The following is an 18,316-nucleotide window of genomic DNA, read 5'->3' on the forward strand; positions in this document are numbered from 1 at the left end:
GCTCTTCAGTTGCTACTGGCGTTTCAACTTTAGCTGGCTCTTCAGTTGCTACTGGCGTTTCAGCTTTAGCAGGCTCTTCAGTTGCTACTGGTGTTTCAACTTTAGCAGGCTCTTCAGTTGCTACTGGTGTTTCAATTTTAGCAGGCTCTTCAGTTACTACTGGCGTTTCAGCTTTAGCCGGTTCTTTAGCTTTTACTGGCTCTTCTACAGCTTCCACCTTTGCTAAGTCTTCAACCGCAACTGCTTGCTCAACTTGTTGCGACGCATCTACCGGTGTTTCTTCTGATTTAGCTTTAAGTTCTGCTTCGTATTCTGCAGCAGCTTGATCAGCAACTGGAATAAATGCAGGGGCTTCATCAGATTTAACTTCTGCTTCACCTTCAGGGCGACGACGACGTTGACCAGATGCACGAAGATGACGAGGAGAACGACGTGAACGTGTACGTGTTTGCTCTTGTTCGTCTTCAGTAGTTGCTGTTTCATCGTTAGAATCAACAACATCAACTTTCTCTTCTTTAATGTGAGCTGTTTTTTCTGCCGGAGTTTGCTTTTGCTTTTCTATAGCAGGAGCTTGCTCTTGAACTTGTGGAGTTTCAGTTACAGCCGTTTGCTCAGGTGCTTGCTCTGTTGAGTTAGCTTGCTCAGCTTTTTCATCTTGCAGACGTACTTTTTTACGTATGTTACGACGTTGACGGCGAACTTTAGGCTTCTGTTCTTTAGGCTCTGCAGCTTGTGCTGGCTTAGAATCAGTTTCTACTTCCGCCTTTGCAGGGGCTTCAGTTTTAACTTGATCTTTTTCTTGGTTTTTATGCTCTGGGCGCTTACGAGAGTTAGGATTACGACGGCGCTTGTTGCGGTTCTCGCTTCTCTCTTGAGTCTCGGTGCTTGCTGCTGAGTCAGTTTTAGCTTCCTCTTCAGCGGCTGGACGCTCATTGCGCGGCTTGTTAGTGCGTGGGTTATTATTACGACGACGTTGATTGTTATTACGACGACGATTATCGTTACCACGACGCGCATTATTGCGCGTTTCTTGCTGCTCTTTTTCTACAGCTTCTTTTTTCTCTTCTTCAGATTCACTTGCAAATAACGACTTAAACCAATTACCAATAGCAGCTAGTAAGCCACCTTCAGTTTTAGTTTGTGCTACCGCAGCAGGCTCTACGGCTTTAGCTGGCGCTGCTTGTGGAGCAGGAGTAGAAGGCATTACCACGCCTTTTAGCATCGGCTCTTCACGGACTGGCGTACTTGGAGATTTTGACATCTCGAATACTTCAGGCTCCGGTGCAACAACTTGTCCGTAACTTACAGTTTCAAGTGTTTCGTCTTTACGTAAGCGCATAACTTCATAATGTGGTGTTTCCATATGTTGATTTGGAATGATCACTACGTCACATTTATGATGTTTTTCAATGCGATGAACACTACGACGTTGCTCATTTAATAAATAAGCGGCAACAGCAACAGGCACTTGTGCATTTACTTGTGCTGTATTGTCTTTAATTGCTTCTTCTTCAATTAAGCGAAGAATTGAAAGTGCTATTGATTCGTTTGAACGAATAGTACCTTGGCCACTACAACGTGGACATGGGCCTTGGCTTGCTTCACCTAATGAAGGACGCAAACGCTGGCGCGACATTTCAAGTAAACCAAAGCGTGAGATTTTACCAATTTGAACGCGAGCACGGTCTGGGCGCGCTGCATCTTTTAAACGATTCTCTACTTCACGTTGATGGCGTGGAGGAGTCATATCAATAAAGTCGATTACAATTAAACCACCTAGGTCACGAAGACGTAATTGACGTGCAATTTCATCGGCCGCTTCTAAGTTTGTATTAAGTGCTGTCTCTTCAATATCGCCGCCTTTAGTTGCCTTAGACGAGTTGATATCTATAGATGTCAGTGCTTCAGTAGGGTCAATTACAATTGAACCACCAGAAGGAAGACGTACTTCACGCTGGAATGCAGACTCAATTTGGCTTTCAATTTGGTAATGTGTAAATAAAGGCGTGTCACCTTGATAAAGCTTAACACGGCTCATAAAGTCAGGACGAAAACGCTCAATGTGTGCTTTAGCTTCTTCAAAAACACGTGGTTTATCAATTAAAATTTCGCCAATATCACGACGTAAATAATCGCGTATTGCGCGGAAAATCACGTTGCTTTCTTGGTGAATCAAAAACGGTGCTTTAGCACTATCGGCTGCTTGTTTAATTGCATCCCAATGTACTAATAGTGCTTTTAGATCGTAGTTAAGTTCTTCAAATGACTTACCAACACCGGCTGTACGAACAATTAAGCCCATACCTTTAGGTAGTTCTAAACGACCTAATGCTTCTTTAAGTTCAGTTCGCTCATCACCTTCAATACGACGAGAAATACCGCCAGCACGAGGATTGTTAGGCATAAGAACTAAATAGCTACCAGCAACACTGATAAAAGTAGTTAACGCTGCGCCTTTTTGGCCGCGCTCTTCTTTATCAACTTGTACTATTACTTCTTGACCTTCTTTTATTACGTCGCGAATGTTAGGGCGACCATGAAAAGTGTAACCTGCAGGGAAGTAAGTACGTGCAATTTCTTTTAAAGGAAGGAAACCATGGCGGTCAGCACCGTAATCAACAAATGCTGCTTCAAGAGATGGTTCAATGCGAGTGATTTTGCCTTTATAAATATTGGCTTTTTTCTGTTCGTGACCTGGGCTTTCGATATCTAAATCATAAAGGCGCTGGCCATCAACCAGTGCTACGCGCATTTCTTCTTGCTGCGTTGCATTGATTAGCATACGTTTCATATTGTTACTCTACTTATTTATGTCGCTGACATGACGATGTTTTTCTCGCCTGTTCAGTTGTCCCTATTTTTAGAATGTGCAGCCTCACGACTGGGTCTTTAACGGAACGGCTCTGTATCTCGTATGCAGTATTTTAAATGCTGGCAAACAATAGCGATTATTACCGCTATTAAATTCTTAATGGTGCTAAAACTGTCGGCTTTTCAGCTACGTTTACAAGTTTTACCCAGAAGTCGGCCTGTCATATTAATCTTACTAAATATCATTCATATTAGGCGCGTAGGGCTCATTAAGTTGGTGAGCAATACATACTGATGTATCGCTAATATCCGTTTTAAGAGCAAAAATCGCTGCCGATGTTAATGAACGCTTATTTATTAGATTTTTTTAATTCTAAATAAGCTGCTGTACGGTACTACAATAATTGAGCTAGTGCTGAACGACGTTTTTTACGTCGTCACTATCAGACAAATTATCTGTTCATTGCTTTCTCTAGCACATTAAAAATCGCTTCATGTTCAAACTTAACCAGCAATATATTACGCGCATTGCCGTTAATTGATCGCACGTGTTAACTGAGGAGGCATAAAAGCTTTGGAAAACTTAACTCGGATCTGTATGATCGGCTACCCAGAATGTGCATCACGAATGTTTTAATGTGTTAAAAAGCACCGTTGTTATTTGCAAATACTAAATATTTGCGCTGCTGATTATCCCACTATTATTACAGTGTTAGCAACTAAATTATTTTACTTAAATTAGTGATTAGGCAATGTCAGAAAAAAACGACTTACAAGTAACTTATGTCACGATCAATGAAGACCATTTAGGTCAGCGTATTGATAACTTTCTTATTACCCATTTAAAAGGGGTGCCTAAAAGCGCTATTTATAAACTTTTGCGCAAAGGTGAGGTACGCGTTAATAAAAAGCGTATTAAACCTGTATATAAACTACAGCTTGACGATGTACTGCGTATTGCACCTATCAGAGTTGCTGAGCGTGAAGAGTTTGTACCATCAAAGTTAGACAAAGTAACTCGCCTAGAAAACGATATTTTATTTGAAGATAAATACCTTATCGTCATAAATAAACCTTCAGGTATGGCTGTTCATGGTGGCAGTGGTTTAAGTTATGGTTTAATTGAAGCGCTGCGCGCGCTTCGCCCAGAAGAGCGCAATCTTGAGCTAGTACATAGGCTTGACCGTGATACATCGGGCTGTTTACTTATTGCAAAGCGCCGTTCGGTGTTAACAGCATTGCATGAACAGCTTCGTGAAAAAACCATGGAAAAAAATTACTGGGCACTTGTAGAAGGGCAGTGGGACTCTAAAACTAAAAACGTTACCGAAGGGCTGCGTAAAAATACACTTAAATCGGGTGAACGCGTAGTACGTGTAGATAACACTGAGGGCAAGCCTTCGCATACGCGTTTTAAAGTACTTGAACGTTTTAACGATTGCTCACTCGTACAAGCGTCGCCTGTTACAGGACGTACGCACCAAATTCGTGTTCATACACAATGTAAAGGTCATCCTATCGCGTGCGATGATAAATACGGTGACCAGGGGTTTGATGAATCTATGCGTAAAGTTGGGTTAAACCGTTTATTCTTACATGCACACGATTTAAGTTTTTATCATCCTAAAAACGAAACAACGATGCGTATTGAAGCGCCCCTTGATAAAACGCTTAAAAATACATTACTAAAATTACGAGACGCAAAACAGTGATTGCAGTGACGCCGATTAAAAAATATAAGCTGGTCATTTTTGATTGGGATGGCACCGTTATGGATTCAGTCACTAAAATAGTTAACTGTATTCGTAGTAGTGCTGAGTCACTTAATTTAGTGGCGCCAAGTGATTTAGCAATTAAAAATATTATTGGTATGTCGCTTGAAAAAGCAATTGATGTTTTATTTCCCGATAATGTCGCGCAGCATCAAGCGCTAATTAAAGGGTATAAACACCAATATAGTGTTGATACCACGCCAACTCCTGTATTTGATAATGTTGTCAGCGTTTTAGGTGCCTTAAAAGAGCAGGGCATTGTTTTAGCGGTTGCAACAGGTAAAGGTCGAGATGGATTAGAGCGTTTGCTTGATCAAAGCCAACTTAGACATTTTTTTAGTGCAACACGTACAAGCGACGAAGCGCAATCAAAGCCGTCTGCGGATATGCTGTATCAATTACTTGAAGAGCTTGGCATAAGCGCTCAAGACGCTGTAATGATTGGTGATACCCAAATAGACATGACAATGGCAAAAGCTGCAGGCATGGATAGAATTGGCGTAACAATGGGTGTACATAACGCACAGCAGCTAAATAAGCTTAGCCCTGTTGCAACGGTAGATAATTATCTGCAATTGCAACAGGTTTTGCTTGGCTAATTTATTTAACTAGAGCTTGTTTTGAGCGGTAAGCACATCAATACCAAACTCAGCCAGTAATTGGCTGAGTTTAATTAATGGTAATCCAATTAAGCTATTAGGATCGTCTCCGCTTAGTTTTTCAAATAAACAGATACCCAACCCTTCACTTTTAAAGCTGCCAGCACAGTTATAAGGCTGCTCTGCGTCGCAATAAGCACTAATTTGTGCATCACTTAGGGTTTTAAACGTCACATTAAAAGGTTCTACGCAGGTTTTTTTTGTTCCAGTTACAATATCGTAAACACAAAGCCCAGTTAAAAATGTTACAGTATTACCGCTAAATAAATTTAGTTGTTTTAGAGCGTTTTGTTTATTGTGCGGTTTACCTAAAATTTGATTGTTAAACACAGCGACTTGGTCTGATCCAATTGCTAACCCTTTTTTAAAGTGTTTATTAGCTGCTGAGGCTTTTAACTCACTTAAACGCTTAACCAGTTCAGTAGGTGTTTCGCATTCAAGTGCTGATTCGTCAACGTCGGGTGAAAACGTATCAAAGGGTAAATTAAATTTTTGTAATAAAGACTGCCTAAAAGGCGAGCTTGACGCTAAAATGAGTGGAAGCTTCATGGACTGTTTTCCTACGATAATTCAGATTGAGTTAGGATAAATCAGATCCGAGAGTAAAACACGTTAAAAACCAAGTAAAAATGGTTTTTTACTTTGACTAACAAACTAACTATCTATATGATGCAGCCCCTATGCAAAAGGTGAAAATTCCCATCACTCTTCATCCAGGCAAAGCAGCGCAGCACCGTTTAAAGTATGACGGAATTGTACCGCTTGAAAAACTTACTCGTTTAGAGAAAGTTGTGCAGGAAGAAGTAGGTGAAATAGCGGTAAAAATACATTGCAAAAACGATGATCAAGGTTTCGCTGTGATTAGAGGCAATTTGTCCACACATGTTACTGTCATTTGTCAACGTTGTAATGGTGATTTAGGGTTGGATTTGGTTCAAGACTTTGCATATTCACCAGTAGGTGAAGATACAGAGTTAGATATTTTTCCTGAAGACTACGACGAAGTAGCACTTGATGAAAATGGTGAAGTTAACGTTTTTGATTTAATTGAAGACGAACTAATTTTAGCAATTCCATTAGTGGCTACCCACAACGAAGCTTCATGCAGTTATTCAGCAAAGCCTGCCAGCTTTGGTGTATTAAAGGCGGAAGATGATAAACCTAATCCATTTGATATTTTGAAACAACTTAAGAAAGATTCTTAGGAGAAGACTATGGCTGTACAAAAAAGCAAAAAGTCTCGTGCAAGACGCGGCATGCGCCGTTCACACGATGCGATCAGTGGTCCAACTTTAACTGTAGATCAAACATCTGGTGAGACTCATCGTCGTCACCATGTGACTGCAGATGGTTACTACAAAGGCGTTCAAGTAATTTCTAAATAAGAGATTACTTATATGCTGAAAGATCTAACCATAGCGTTAGATATGATGGGGGGCGATTACGGCCCCCGTTCATCTATTCCTGCTGCCGTTCATGCGGTGAACGCTCATGCCAATTTAAGTCTCATTTTATGTGGCAATGAAGACGTTATATCTAAAGAACTCGAATCCCTCGATTCTTTATCTCATCCAAGACTCATAATTCGTCACTGTAGTGAAATAGTCACTAACGCCTGCGAACCTGCAATTGCTGTACGTTCAAAAAAAGATTCATCTATGCGTGTTGCCCTTGATTTAGTTAAATCGGGCGAAGCACAAGCGTGTGTTAGCTCAGGTAATACCGGCGCTTTATTTTTTATGGCTCACTACGTATTAAAAATGCTGCCAGGTGTTAAACGTGCCGCACTCATTTCATCTGTTCCTACAGAAAGCCAAAACCCAGTATATTTACTCGACTTAGGTGCTAATGTGCACTGCGATGCGCAAATGCTCTATCAGTTTGGCATTATGGGCTCTGTAGTTGCTGGTCAAGCACTTGGCTGCGATAACCCTCGCGTTAGCTTATTAAATATTGGCGCTGAGGACATTAAAGGCCACGACGACATTAAACAAGCTGCACAATTGATGCAGCAAAGCCCACATATTAATTACATTGGTTATAGCGAAGGAAGTGATATTTTTTCTGGCAAGGCTGATGTAATTGTATGCGAAGGGTTTGTGGGTAACGTGGCGCTTAAAACATGCGAAGGCATTGCCAAGCTTATTATGAATAAGTTTACAGCTGCGCTCGAAAAGCACCTTTTGTATAAATGTATGGCGTTTATATTGCGTCCAATAATAAAAAAACTCTATAAAAGGGTGAACCCCGACCAGTATAACGGTGCTTCTCTGGTAGGATTGCGCGGTATTGTCGTTAAAAGTCATGGAAATGCGTCAGTTAAAGCATTTCAAGCAGCAATTGATGAAGCGGTAAAAGAGGTTGAACGTCAACTTCCTGATAAAATAGCCGCTATTTTCGAAAAAACACATTCTAAAGACACGGCGGTTAATCAATAATTGATGTGCCGTGTATTTCATTATTTATTTGTTTAATTAAAAAGAGCAAAGTATGGCACAAAAAATTGCACTTCTATTCCCAGGTCAAGGCTCGCAAAGCGTTGGTATGTTACAAGAGCTACTAGAGAGTTCTGACATTGTTAAAGCAACATTTGCAGAAGCATCAGATGCACTGGGTTACGACTTAGCAGAGCTAGTTCTTAATGGCCCAGAAGAAAAATTAAATCAAACTCATCGTACACAACCTGCATTATTAACTGCAAGTGTAGCTATTTACCGTGATTGGCTTGCAGCAAACCCAGATGCAGACGTTGTTATGGCCGGTCACAGCTTAGGTGAATATTCAGCACTAGTATGTAGCGACGTACTAAGCTTGAGCGAAGCTGTTAAGCTTGTTGAAAACCGTGGTTTATACATGCAAGAAGCTGTACCTGCAGGCGTAGGTTCAATGGCTGCGATTATTGGCTTAGGCGATGAAGAAATAAAAGCGGCATGTGCTGCCTCAGCGCAAGGTGAGGTTGTATCTCCAGTTAACTACAATTCTCCTGGTCAAGTTGTTATTGCAGGGCATAAAGCGGCAGTAGATAGAGCATCACAAGCATGTAAAGATGCTGGTGCTAAACGCGCATTACCACTTTCGGTTAGCGTACCTTCACATTGTGAACTAATGAAGCCAGCAGCTGATAAGCTAGCGGTAGACTTAGCCGCTTTAACATTTAATACACCTAAGTGTGATGTAATTAATAATGTTGATGTAAAAGCTGAATCGACCGCTGATGCAATTAAAGATGCACTAGTACGCCAGCTTTATAGCCCAGTTCGCTGGACAGAAACAGTACAAGCCTTGGTTGCACAAGATGTAACGCAAAGCTACGAATTTGGTCCTGGTAAAGTATTAACAGGGCTTGCGAAACGAATTGATAAAGCAATGGTTTGTGGCTCAGTAAACGATGCCGCTTCAATCGCTGCAGCTAAATAAGAGTATATAAAATGTCTAATTTATTTTCTTTAGAGGGCAAAATTGTCCTAATTACTGGCGCTAGCCGTGGTATTGGTAAAGCAATTGCAACAACATTAGTTGCGCAAGGTGCAAAAGTTGCAGGCACTGCTACAAGCGAGTCAGGCGCTGCTAAAATCAGCGAGTACCTTGGAGACAATGGTAAAGGTTATGCATTAAACGTAACGGATCCTGCATCTATTGAAGCGACACTTGCCGCAATAAAAGCAGACTTTGGCGATATTGACGTACTTGTAAATAACGCAGGTATCACACGTGATAACCTATTAATGCGTATGAAAGAGACTGAGTGGGACGATATAATCGACACTAACTTAAGCTCGATTTTCCGTTTATCTAAAGCGGTACTTCGTCCAATGATGAAGAAAAAGAAAGGCCGTATTATTAACATTGGCTCAGTAGTGGGTACTATGGGTAATGCAGGTCAAGCTAATTATGCAGCGGCTAAAGCGGGTGTCATTGGTTTTTCTAAGTCACTTGCGCGCGAAGTTGCATCACGTGGTATTACAGTTAACGTAGTGGCACCTGGTTTTATTCAAACTGATATGACTGATGACTTAACTGACGAGCAAAAAGCAGCAACACTTGCAAATGTTCCAGCAGGGCGTTTAGGCCAACCAGACGAAATTGCAGCTGCGGTTTGTTATTTAGCATCTGACGCGGCTGCGTACGTATCAGGTGAAACTTTGCATGTAAATGGCGCGATGTACATGGTTTAATAACCATTGTACCCACATTGTTACCTAATAAAGTTAAGTAAGTTACCTCAAAAACATTGAATTATTTGTGAACTTGCTTTAAACATACTTGAAATCGCTGCGAAAATAAGCGATAAAAGACAAAACACACACTCAGAGGTTTGACCAGACAATTATTTATGGTCAAATCATTGAATCAGAGAATTATGCCGCGTAAACTACGCGGCAATCTGAAAATAACGCATCGGCGTTTTTAATAAAGGAAAGAAGAATGAGCGATATCCAAGAACGCGTAAAGAAAATTATCATTGAACAACTAGGTGTTAAAGAAGAAGAAGTTAAAAATGAATCTTCTTTCGTAGATGACCTAGGTGCAGATTCTCTTGATACTGTTGAACTAGTAATGGCTCTTGAAGAAGAGTTTGATACTGAGATCCCAGATGAAGAAGCTGAGAAGATCACTACAGTACAAACTGCTATCGATTACGTAACAGCACACGCTGAGTAATTAATCGCACGTTAAAGGCAGCATCCGCTGCCTTTAATTTTTTATATCCAAACCACCTCAAAGTTCGTGATTCAAAACTTAAGCCTCAATGCTCAATTTTAGCTAAAAATTAATTTTGATTGTGTTATGCGTTTTTAATCTATTTTGGGACTAGCACTTTGAGGTAGCTTGGGTATGATCATCCCCTTGTAAATATCCCTTATTGGAGGCAAACCGTGGCTAAACGTCGAGTCGTCGTAACTGGCTTAGGAATGTTGACGCCGCTAGGTAATGATGTTCAATCAACCTGGCAAGGCTTATTAGATGGCAAAAGTGGCATTCAAACAATAACCCACTTTGATACATCAAAATTTGGTACTAAATTCGCTGGTTTAATAAATGACTTTGATGCAACTGCATACATGTCAGCGAAAGATACTAAAAAAATGGACTTGTTTATTCAGTACGGCATTGCAGCGGGTGTTCAAGCCTTTAAAGATTCAGGCCTTGAAATTACTGAGCAAAACGCAACACGTATAGGTGTAGCTGTAGGCTCTGGTATTGGTGGCTTAACGCTTATCGAAGAAAACCACATTAAGCTATTAAATAGTGGTCCGCGCAAGTTATCGCCATTTTATGTGCCGTCTACCATTATTAATATGATCTCAGGTCACTTATCAATGATGCATGGACTTCGTGGTCCAAATATTTCAATTGTAACTGCCTGTACTACTGGTTTGCATAATATTGGCCATGCCGCGCGCATGATTGCCTACGGTGATGCAGATGCAATGGTTGCTGGCGGTGCAGAAAAAGCCTGTACCCCTATTGGTATGGGTGGCTTTAATGCTGCACGTGCACTTTCAACCCGTAATGACGATCCACAAGCGGCTTCTCGCCCTTGGGATAAAGACCGCGATGGCTTTGTGCTTTCTGACGGTGCAGGTGTTGTTGTAGTTGAAGAGTACGAACATGCAAAAGCACGTGGCGCTAAAATTTATGCTGAGCTTGTTGGCTTTGGTATGAGCGGCGACGCGTACCACATGACATCACCACCAGAAGATGGAGCCGGTGCTGCCCTTGCAATGCAAAACGCACTAAATGATGCGCAAGTGAACGCTGAGCAAATTGGTTACATTAACGCACACGGTACATCTACAAATGCAGGCGATAAAGCAGAAACTGCCGCTGTTAAATCTATTTTTGGTAATGCAGCTAAAGATGTAATGGTAGGCTCGTCTAAATCGATGATGGGTCACTTGTTAGGTGCTGCAGGCTCGGTTGAATCGATTATTTCGATTTTATCACTGACAGATCAAAAAGTGTCGCCAACTATCAATCTTGATAACCCAGACGAAGGGTGTGACTTAGATTATATTGCTCACACTGCACGTGATGCAAAGTTAGACTTTGCACTGTGTAACTCGTTCGGTTTTGGTGGTACTAATGGCTCGTTGCTATTTAAAAAGGTATAATCTTTTTTAACAACGAATCAAATTATAAGAGCTCAGTTGTTTAACTGGGCTTTTTTTATATGCCAAATAAAATGCAAACAATAATAGCAGTAGATCAAAACAGCACTTTAAGTACGCGTGACAGAGGCTTAAATTACGGTGACGGCTTTTTTACAACGGCTAAAGTTGTTAATGGGCAAGTACAGTATTGGGCTCATCATAAAGCGCGTTTGATTGAATGCGCACAGCGTTTGGGTTTTCCTGAGCTAGATTTTAATAGCCTTGAAAATCAAATTACTTTGCATATAAAAGCTGCACCACTCAACGTGCTTAAAATACTTGTAACGCGAGGCGAAGGCGGACGTGGTTATGGGCTGCCAAGTGAGTGTAATATTACTATTTTATTGAGCATATTAGATTACCCTAGTAATTACGAAGCGCTTGTTAAAAAGGGTGTAAATCTCGAAATAAGCCCAATTAAATTAGCAGCACAGCCTTATTTAGCGGGTCTTAAAACACTAAACCGGCTAGAGCAAGTACTAGTTAAAAAAGCAATGCAAACGCAAAACTGCGACGATGTGTTAGTGCTTGATTACAATAACAATGTAATTGAAGCTTCTGCAGCTAATATTTTTGCGATTGAAAATAAGCGTGTGTTTACGCCATTGCTTGATGAGTGCGGAATAAAGGGCGTTTATCTGCAATCGTTATGTGATAAATTGCCTGTTGAATTTAAACGCGTGAAAGTAGAAGACTTAACCCAAGCAGACGCCGTATTTGTGTGTAATAGCTTAATGGGAGCAGTACCTGTAAAACGTATTGAGCAACAGGTATTTAATACAGACGACAGCCACGCATTACTAACTAAATTATTAGCCAAGGAGGCTGAGTGTTAAAAGTTATTTTATCGGTACTTTTTTTAGCTGTTATAACCACTGCTGTTGGTTACCAGCAATTACAAGCAACAATAAATAGCCCGTTAAAGGTAGCACAAAGCACACAATTTGAAGTTAAGCATGGCACTGGCTTTAATAAGTTATGCCAACAATGGCAAGCTAATAACTGGGTAGAAAGTTGTTGGCGTTATCAGGTAATTGCCAAGTTAGATCCCACTCTTACCGACTTAAAAGCGGGGTTTTACGAGCTAACAGCCGATAGCGTTATTAATAACGTAAAAAAAATTAACCAAGGTCAGCAAATTAGTTTTAGTTTTACCATAATTGAAGGGCAAAACTTACGTGAAGTACTAAGTGCTATTAAAAAAGCTGATAATTTACAAAACGATTTAAAAACTGACGAACTAAGTACTCAAATACTGGGTAATAACACGCACTTAGAAGGCTGGTTATTCCCCGACACTTACCATTATCATAATAACGATACTGCAAGCAGTGTATTAAAACGTGCAGCACAAAAAATGCAGCAAACGTTAGATGATGCTTGGCAGCAGCGCGCCGCTAATCTACCCTATAAAACAGCATACGAAGCACTAATAATGGCTTCAATTATTGAAAAAGAAACAGGCCTTGCCAGCGAGCGTCCGTTAATTGCATCAGCGTTTGTTAATCGATTAAACACCAATATGCGCCTGCAAACCGATCCAACCGTAATATACGGGCTAGGCGCTGACTTTGATGGTGATATTAAACGTAAGGATTTGCGCGATTATACGCCCTACAATACGTATCGTATTAATGGTTTACCGCCAACACCGATTGCAATGCCATCAAAAGCCGCTATTTTAGCTGCAGTTAATCCGCCGCAAAGTGAATATGTTTACTTTGTATCAAAAGGCGATGGTAGCCACCAATTTTCAACCACGTTAAAACAGCATAACGCAGCAGTTAAAACGTATATATTAAATAAAAAGAATTAATAGTTTATGAAACCAAAATTTATAGTAATAGAAGGGCTTGAAGGCGCGGGTAAATCAACCGCTATTTCGTTATGCCAAGACTTTTTAAACAAACAAAAAATAGACTTCATTAACGTCCGCGAACCTGGCGGCACACCATTGGCTGAATCACTTCGTACGCTTGTAAAAGCAGAGCACGCAGAAGAGATTGCCTTTGAAACCGAGTTGCTTATTATGTACGCAGCTCGCTCGCAGCTAATGCACAATGTTATTACCCCTGCGCTTGATAAAGGCCAATGGGTACTTGCCGATCGTCATGATTTATCGTCTCAGGCGTATCAAGGTGGCGGGCGTGGTATTAGCTCAAATACACTAGCTTCACTTTCGTCAATGGTGTTAAAAGGCTTAAAGCCAGATTTAACTATTTACCTTGATATTGACCCAGTAATAGGCCTTGAACGTGCAAAAGGGCGTGGCGAGCTTGACCGTATTGAACAAGAAGCCATTGAGTTTTTTCAGCGTACACGTATGCGTTATGTTGAACTTGCTAATGACGACAACACAATTAAAACCGTTGATGCAAACCAAAGTATTGATAAAGTACATCGCGATATTACCAATGTACTGCATTCATTTTTTGAAGGCCTAAAATAATATGCCATTGCCTTGGCTACATGATACTCAAGCACGTTTAGCGAAAAGTTATCGCGCAGAGCGTTTTCATCATGCGCAATTATTTTGTGGGCCTGTTGGCGTAGGTAAGTTTGAGTTAAGTGATGAGCTTGGGAATGCTTTGTTATGCCAAAATATAGCTAAGCAGATAGCTGCGCAAAACAGTATGCTAAAACCTTGCGGGCAGTGTAAAAGCTGTTTACTTAACCTGGCTGGCACTCACCCCGACAAACGTTTAACGCAAGTTGATGGGCAAAGTATTGGTGTAGATGATATACGTGGTATTAGTGATTTTATGAATCACTCAGCAGCGCAAAATGGCAATAAAGTCGCGATAATCGAAAATTGCGAAAAAATGACCACAGCAGCAGCTAACGCATTATTAAAAACACTTGAAGAGCCAACTAATAGCCGCTTTTTAATATTAACCACAAGCCAACCAGAGCAGCTCCCTGCAACTATTTTAAGTCGATGCGCTAAAAGTGACGTAAAAATAACTAATACAGCACTTGCTCAGCAATGGCTAGAAACATTAGATATTCCTAACTATAGTTGGTTAGCACTTTTTTATAACCAACCGCTGCAAGTAAAGCATTGGCAACAGCAAGACCAGCTAAAAAATATTGATACACTGTATAAGTTTGCAACTGAGTTTAAACAAAGCCATAATTTTAAAGCGTTAGTCGATATAATAAATAAACAGCCTGAACTTGTTCGCATATTTACTTTGTTTTTAAGCGTGCAACTAAAGCAGCAATTACTGCAAGGCATGAGTTTTGACGCTTATCAAAGTGCGCAAAATGCATTAGGCGAGTTTTTACAAAATAACACACAAGTACTTGGCCTTAATTTATCGCTTGCTGTATCACGATTGGCATACACATTGCGAAATTCTTAAAAGGATTAATCATGCAAGAACTACTAGTAGACATAGACGATTTAGACGAGTTATACCGTTGTTATATGCCTTACTTAAAAAAAGGTGGCTTATTTGTACGCACTAATATGCGTTACGAAGCAGGGCATTCATTAGCACTTAGAGTTACTTTGCCCGATGCCTTAGAAGATGACGTAGTAACAGGTAAAGTGTCGTGGATCACGCCACAAGGAGCACAAAGCTCTAACCCTCCAGGTATAGGTATTAGCTTTTTAGACGATAAAACAAACCTAAACGCTAAAATCGAAAAGCTACTTGGGACTATGTTAAACTCAGGCGATCAAACATATACCATGTAGTTATAGGGTTGGTTTTTCACTGAGATTAACACCGCCCTATATTGGGTTCTTTTAATTGCTAACATAATAAATTAAACGAACAAATTTAAACCCTGAACATAATACAGGCCTTATAGTGATTGTAGATTCTCATTGCCATTTAGACCGTCTTGATTTTGATAAACTAGACTTAAACCTTGACCAAGTTCTTGATAAAGCGCGTGCAAAGCAAATAGAACATTTTTTATGTGTAAGCGTAACGCTTGATCAGTTTCCCAGCATGCTTGATAAAATTAAGCATTACGACGATGTATCAGCCTCATGCGGTGTACATCCACTTGATCAAAAAGACGCCCTTAATAAACAGCAACTAATCGACTTAGCCTCACACGAAAAAGTTGTTGCCATTGGCGAAACGGGTCTTGATTACTATTATTCAAAAGATACTCATGCAGTGCAGCAAGCCAGCTTTGTTGGGCATATTGAAGTGGCTAACGAATTACAAAAACCGTTAATTATTCATACTCGTGATGCCCGCAGCGATACCATTAATTTAATGCGTGAGCACAAAGCTGAAAACTGCGGTGGTGTACTACATTGCTTTACCGAAGACTGGGATATGGCTAAAAAAGCCATAGACATGGGCTTTTATATTTCTATATCGGGCATTGTTACCTTTAAAAATGCTATTGAATTAAAAGAAGTAGTAAAACAAATACCGCTAGATAGATTACTAATAGAAACCGACTCGCCTTATTTAGCGCCGGTACCGTATCGTGGGCAAACAAATCAGCCAGCGTACGTAGAAGACGTTGCTTATTACATTAGCGAACTTAAAGGCATAAGCTTTAATGAACTTGCTAAAGCAACTACCGAGAACTTTTATTCTTTATTTAAATTAGCAGCTAAAGGCTAAATACATGATTACTCACACGGCAAACCTTCCTATTTTACTAATGGGGCCAATGGTGCGCCGTGCAGAGCAAACTGGAGTATGCATCCAGTTTGCTACCTCCAAGCCTGCAAACTGCCAAATAAACTTATTAAATATTGAGTGTTATAGCGATCAACACACTGTTTCTTTAGGGGAACATTTGTACCTGCATTTCGTAATTATAAAGCCAATAGACAACAAACTCCCTCTAGATAGCTTATTAAGCTATGAGCTTGTAATTGACGATACAGCAATCGATTTATCGCCGTGGTGCTATAGCAATCAAACCACGCCTGCATTTGTAATACCTAACAAACTGAGTGATATTTTGCATGGCTCGTGCCGTAATGCACATCATCCAGCAAAAGACAGCTTAGTGTCTGCAAGTCATTGGCAAAATACTCAGCGTGGTAATAATACTCAAGGCGCACAATTGTTATTACTGAGCGGTGACCAGGTTTACGCCGATGATGTAGCAGGCCCAATGTTATTAGCTATTTATCAGTTAATTAAAGCCTTAGGTATCTATAAAGAGCAACCACTTGCCATTGAGCTACCGGATGATATAAATGAGCAACTTTATAATCGCCATTTGTTTTTACCAAAAACGCCTTGGCAAAAACGCTCAAAGTTAGGTGTTGGTTACTGGCTAAAAAAAGACGAACCTCATTTTTCAAGCGTAAAAGCCTACAATCACCTTATCCATTTTGAAGAATATATAGCACTGTATTTATTAAATTTTAGTGCTGCTGCTTGGCAATGCGTTGATATACAAAACACAACGTATTCAGGTCAAAACAAGCAAAACAAAACTATTTTTGACGCTGAAAAAACAGCACTGATTGATTATGCAAAAGGCTTAAGTGAAGTAGAGCGATTGTTTGCCAATGTATCTACGCTAATGATGTTTGACGATCACGATGTAACTGATGATTGGAACCTCACCGCTGGGTGGGAGCAAGCTATAAATGAAAACCCAAGTAGTAAACGGATCATCAATAACGGCTTAATTAGTTATTGGCTATTCCAAGGAATGGGGAACGATGCACTAAATAAAACAGGCGAGTTACTCACACCTTTTAAGCAAAGCCGTACAGCTAATAATTTATGGCAGTTTAAAGCATTTGATAAACCACTAAACGATTTTAGCTTTTGGCATTATGAGTTAACTACAACCCCAAAAGTAGTGGTGCTAGATACACGTACGCACCGTTGGCGAAATGAGCAAAACTTTAATGAGCCTTCAGGTTTACTTGATTGGGAGCGGCTCACAGAGCTTGAAGAAAGCCTACTAAGCCACGACCAAGTTATTATTGTATCACCAGCCCCCGTATTTGGTGTTAAATCAATAGAAGCCATTCAAGCCATGTTTAACATATGTGGCCAACCCCTCATGGTGGATGTAGAAAACTGGATGGCGCACGAAGGTTCAGCCAAAAAGCTACTCGATACTTTTAGACGAACCGACACCCCAAACGAAACGCTTATTTTATCGGGAGACGTACATTACTCATTTTGCTTTTCGGTGCAAAAGCGTTTTGGCGATCATCCCAATCGAATTTGGCAACTTACCGCCAGTGGTATTAAAAACGAGTTTCCGCGTAAGTTAATAAACATACTCGATAAGCTCGACTCAATTTTATACGGCCCAAAAAGTCCCTTAAACTTTTTTACCAAACGTTGGCACATGGAAGTAGATAAGCACCAAACCATAGGTGAAGGGCAAAAATACTTAGTAAGCGACTCAGCTATTAGTTTAATAACACTAGAGCAAGGGAATTTAGCCCGATATCAACTTATACACGGTGAAGGGCATTTAACTGAGTTTGATTTAGAAGAACAGTAATTCTTAATCAATAATTAAATAAATTAAAGATCTATTTGCACAAAGAGAAACGAAAGAGGAGTAAATGAGAAAACATAATGCTATTCAGGATATATTTTCGGTTTTATTACTTCCTCCAAAAGCGCAGCGCCTCATACCCTCTTAGTGAAAAAGTCACTAGTTACATGCGCTGCTGTTACAGTAAAAACCAGCTAAAGATCTATTTGCACAAAGAGAAGCGAAAGAGGAGTAAATGAGAAGACATAATACTAATAAAAACTGCGTTTGGTGTTTATTTTCTTCTCTAAAAGCGCAGCGCCTCTTAACCTCTTAGCGAAAATCACTAATTACATGCGCTGCTGTTACAGTAAAAACCAGCTAAAGATCTATTTGCACAAAGAGAAATGAAAGAGAAGTAAATGAGAAAACAGAATGCCAATCAGGATATAGTTTCTGCTTTATTACTTCCTCTAAAAGC

18 protein-coding genes are annotated in these 18,316 nt (G+C 40.2%); 16 read left to right on the top strand and 2 right to left on the bottom strand.

Features of this window, described 5'->3' with window-relative positions:
* The coding region (rne, locus tag H5157_RS19845; RefSeq protein WP_182725367.1) for a ribonuclease E at positions 1-2,791 on the bottom strand (2,791 nt) is incomplete at its 3' end.
* A gap of 772 nt (positions 2,792-3,563) precedes the next feature.
* On the opposite strand from rne, the gene rluC reads away from it, so the two are divergent.
* Both rluC and H5157_RS19855 read left to right on the top strand, forming a co-directional pair.
* Entirely contained in the window at positions 3,564-4,523 is a 960-nt protein-coding gene (gene rluC, locus H5157_RS19850; RefSeq protein WP_024596136.1) for a 23S rRNA pseudouridine(955/2504/2580) synthase RluC, read from the top strand.
* A complete protein-coding gene (locus H5157_RS19855) occupies positions 4,520-5,182 on the top strand; it encodes an HAD-IA family hydrolase (RefSeq protein WP_182725368.1) in 663 nt (220 codons plus the stop codon). Before rluC ends, H5157_RS19855 begins: the two co-directional genes overlap by 4 nt.
* A gap of 9 nt (positions 5,183-5,191) precedes the next feature.
* Here H5157_RS19855 and H5157_RS19860 read toward each other — a convergent pair whose 3' ends face one another.
* Entirely contained in the window at positions 5,192-5,791 is a 600-nt protein-coding gene (locus H5157_RS19860) for a nucleoside triphosphate pyrophosphatase (RefSeq protein WP_154903353.1), read from the bottom strand.
* 131 nt (positions 5,792-5,922) lie between these two features.
* Here H5157_RS19860 and yceD point away from each other — a divergent pair, with 131 nt between their 5' ends.
* The 14 genes from yceD to H5157_RS19930 all read left to right on the top strand — a co-directional run bounded on the left by yceD (position 5,923) and on the right by H5157_RS19930 (position 17,859).
* Complete coding sequence (gene yceD / locus H5157_RS19865; protein WP_007375269.1) at positions 5,923-6,447, top strand: 23S rRNA accumulation protein YceD; 525 nt, start codon at positions 5,923-5,925, stop codon at positions 6,445-6,447.
* Positions 6,448-6,456: 9 nt separating this feature from the next.
* Positions 6,457-6,627, top strand: a complete 171-nt coding sequence (gene rpmF, locus H5157_RS19870) for a 50S ribosomal protein L32 (protein ID WP_002962381.1) — start codon at positions 6,457-6,459, stop codon at positions 6,625-6,627.
* Positions 6,628-6,639: 12 nt separating this feature from the next.
* Positions 6,640-7,680, top strand: coding sequence for a phosphate acyltransferase PlsX (plsX, locus tag H5157_RS19875; RefSeq protein WP_182725369.1), 1,041 nt, complete (start codon positions 6,640-6,642; stop codon positions 7,678-7,680).
* A 52-nt stretch (positions 7,681-7,732) separates the two neighbouring features.
* The gene (gene fabD / locus H5157_RS19880; protein WP_039490050.1) at positions 7,733-8,659 is read left to right on the top strand and encodes an ACP S-malonyltransferase; all 927 of its coding nucleotides are present in this window, start codon (positions 7,733-7,735) and stop codon (positions 8,657-8,659) included.
* An 11-nt stretch (positions 8,660-8,670) separates the two neighbouring features.
* A complete protein-coding gene (gene fabG, locus H5157_RS19885) occupies positions 8,671-9,417 on the top strand; it encodes a 3-oxoacyl-ACP reductase FabG (protein WP_002962378.1) in 747 nt (248 codons plus the stop codon).
* A 250-nt stretch (positions 9,418-9,667) separates the two neighbouring features.
* Positions 9,668-9,904 (top strand): acyl carrier protein, encoded by a 237-nt coding sequence (gene acpP, locus H5157_RS19890; RefSeq protein WP_002962377.1) that lies wholly within the window; start codon positions 9,668-9,670, stop codon positions 9,902-9,904.
* Positions 9,905-10,119: 215 nt separating this feature from the next.
* The gene (gene fabF, locus H5157_RS19895; RefSeq protein ID WP_002962376.1) at positions 10,120-11,358 is read left to right on the top strand and encodes a beta-ketoacyl-ACP synthase II; all 1,239 of its coding nucleotides are present in this window, start codon (positions 10,120-10,122) and stop codon (positions 11,356-11,358) included.
* 59 nt (positions 11,359-11,417) lie between these two features.
* Positions 11,418-12,233: an aminodeoxychorismate lyase gene (pabC, locus tag H5157_RS19900; protein WP_182725370.1), complete on the top strand. Its 816-nt coding sequence runs from the start codon at positions 11,418-11,420 to the stop codon at positions 12,231-12,233.
* Positions 12,227-13,213 (top strand): endolytic transglycosylase MltG, encoded by a 987-nt coding sequence (gene mltG, locus H5157_RS19905; protein WP_165724004.1) that lies wholly within the window; start codon positions 12,227-12,229, stop codon positions 13,211-13,213. Before pabC ends, mltG begins: the two co-directional genes overlap by 7 nt.
* 6 nt (positions 13,214-13,219) lie before the next feature.
* Complete coding sequence (gene tmk / locus H5157_RS19910) at positions 13,220-13,846, top strand: dTMP kinase (protein WP_138488903.1); 627 nt, start codon at positions 13,220-13,222, stop codon at positions 13,844-13,846.
* A gap of 1 nt (position 13,847) precedes the next feature.
* Positions 13,848-14,762, top strand: coding sequence for a DNA polymerase III subunit delta' (locus H5157_RS19915; protein ID WP_182725371.1), 915 nt, complete (start codon positions 13,848-13,850; stop codon positions 14,760-14,762).
* Between the two features lie 11 nt (positions 14,763-14,773).
* On the top strand, positions 14,774-15,100 hold the full coding sequence (locus tag H5157_RS19920) for a PilZ domain-containing protein (protein ID WP_002962367.1): 327 nt from the start codon (positions 14,774-14,776) through the stop codon (positions 15,098-15,100).
* Between the two features lie 115 nt (positions 15,101-15,215).
* Positions 15,216-15,995 (top strand): TatD family hydrolase, encoded by a 780-nt coding sequence (locus tag H5157_RS19925; RefSeq protein ID WP_024600474.1) that lies wholly within the window; start codon positions 15,216-15,218, stop codon positions 15,993-15,995.
* A gap of 4 nt (positions 15,996-15,999) precedes the next feature.
* A complete protein-coding gene (locus H5157_RS19930) occupies positions 16,000-17,859 on the top strand; it encodes an alkaline phosphatase D family protein (RefSeq protein WP_182725372.1) in 1,860 nt (619 codons plus the stop codon).
* Positions 17,860-18,316: the final 457 nt, after the last annotated feature.

This window comes from Pseudoalteromonas sp. SG43-3, from assembly GCF_014164385.1.
GTDB classification, from domain to species: Bacteria; Pseudomonadota; Gammaproteobacteria; order Enterobacterales; family Alteromonadaceae; genus Pseudoalteromonas; species Pseudoalteromonas distincta.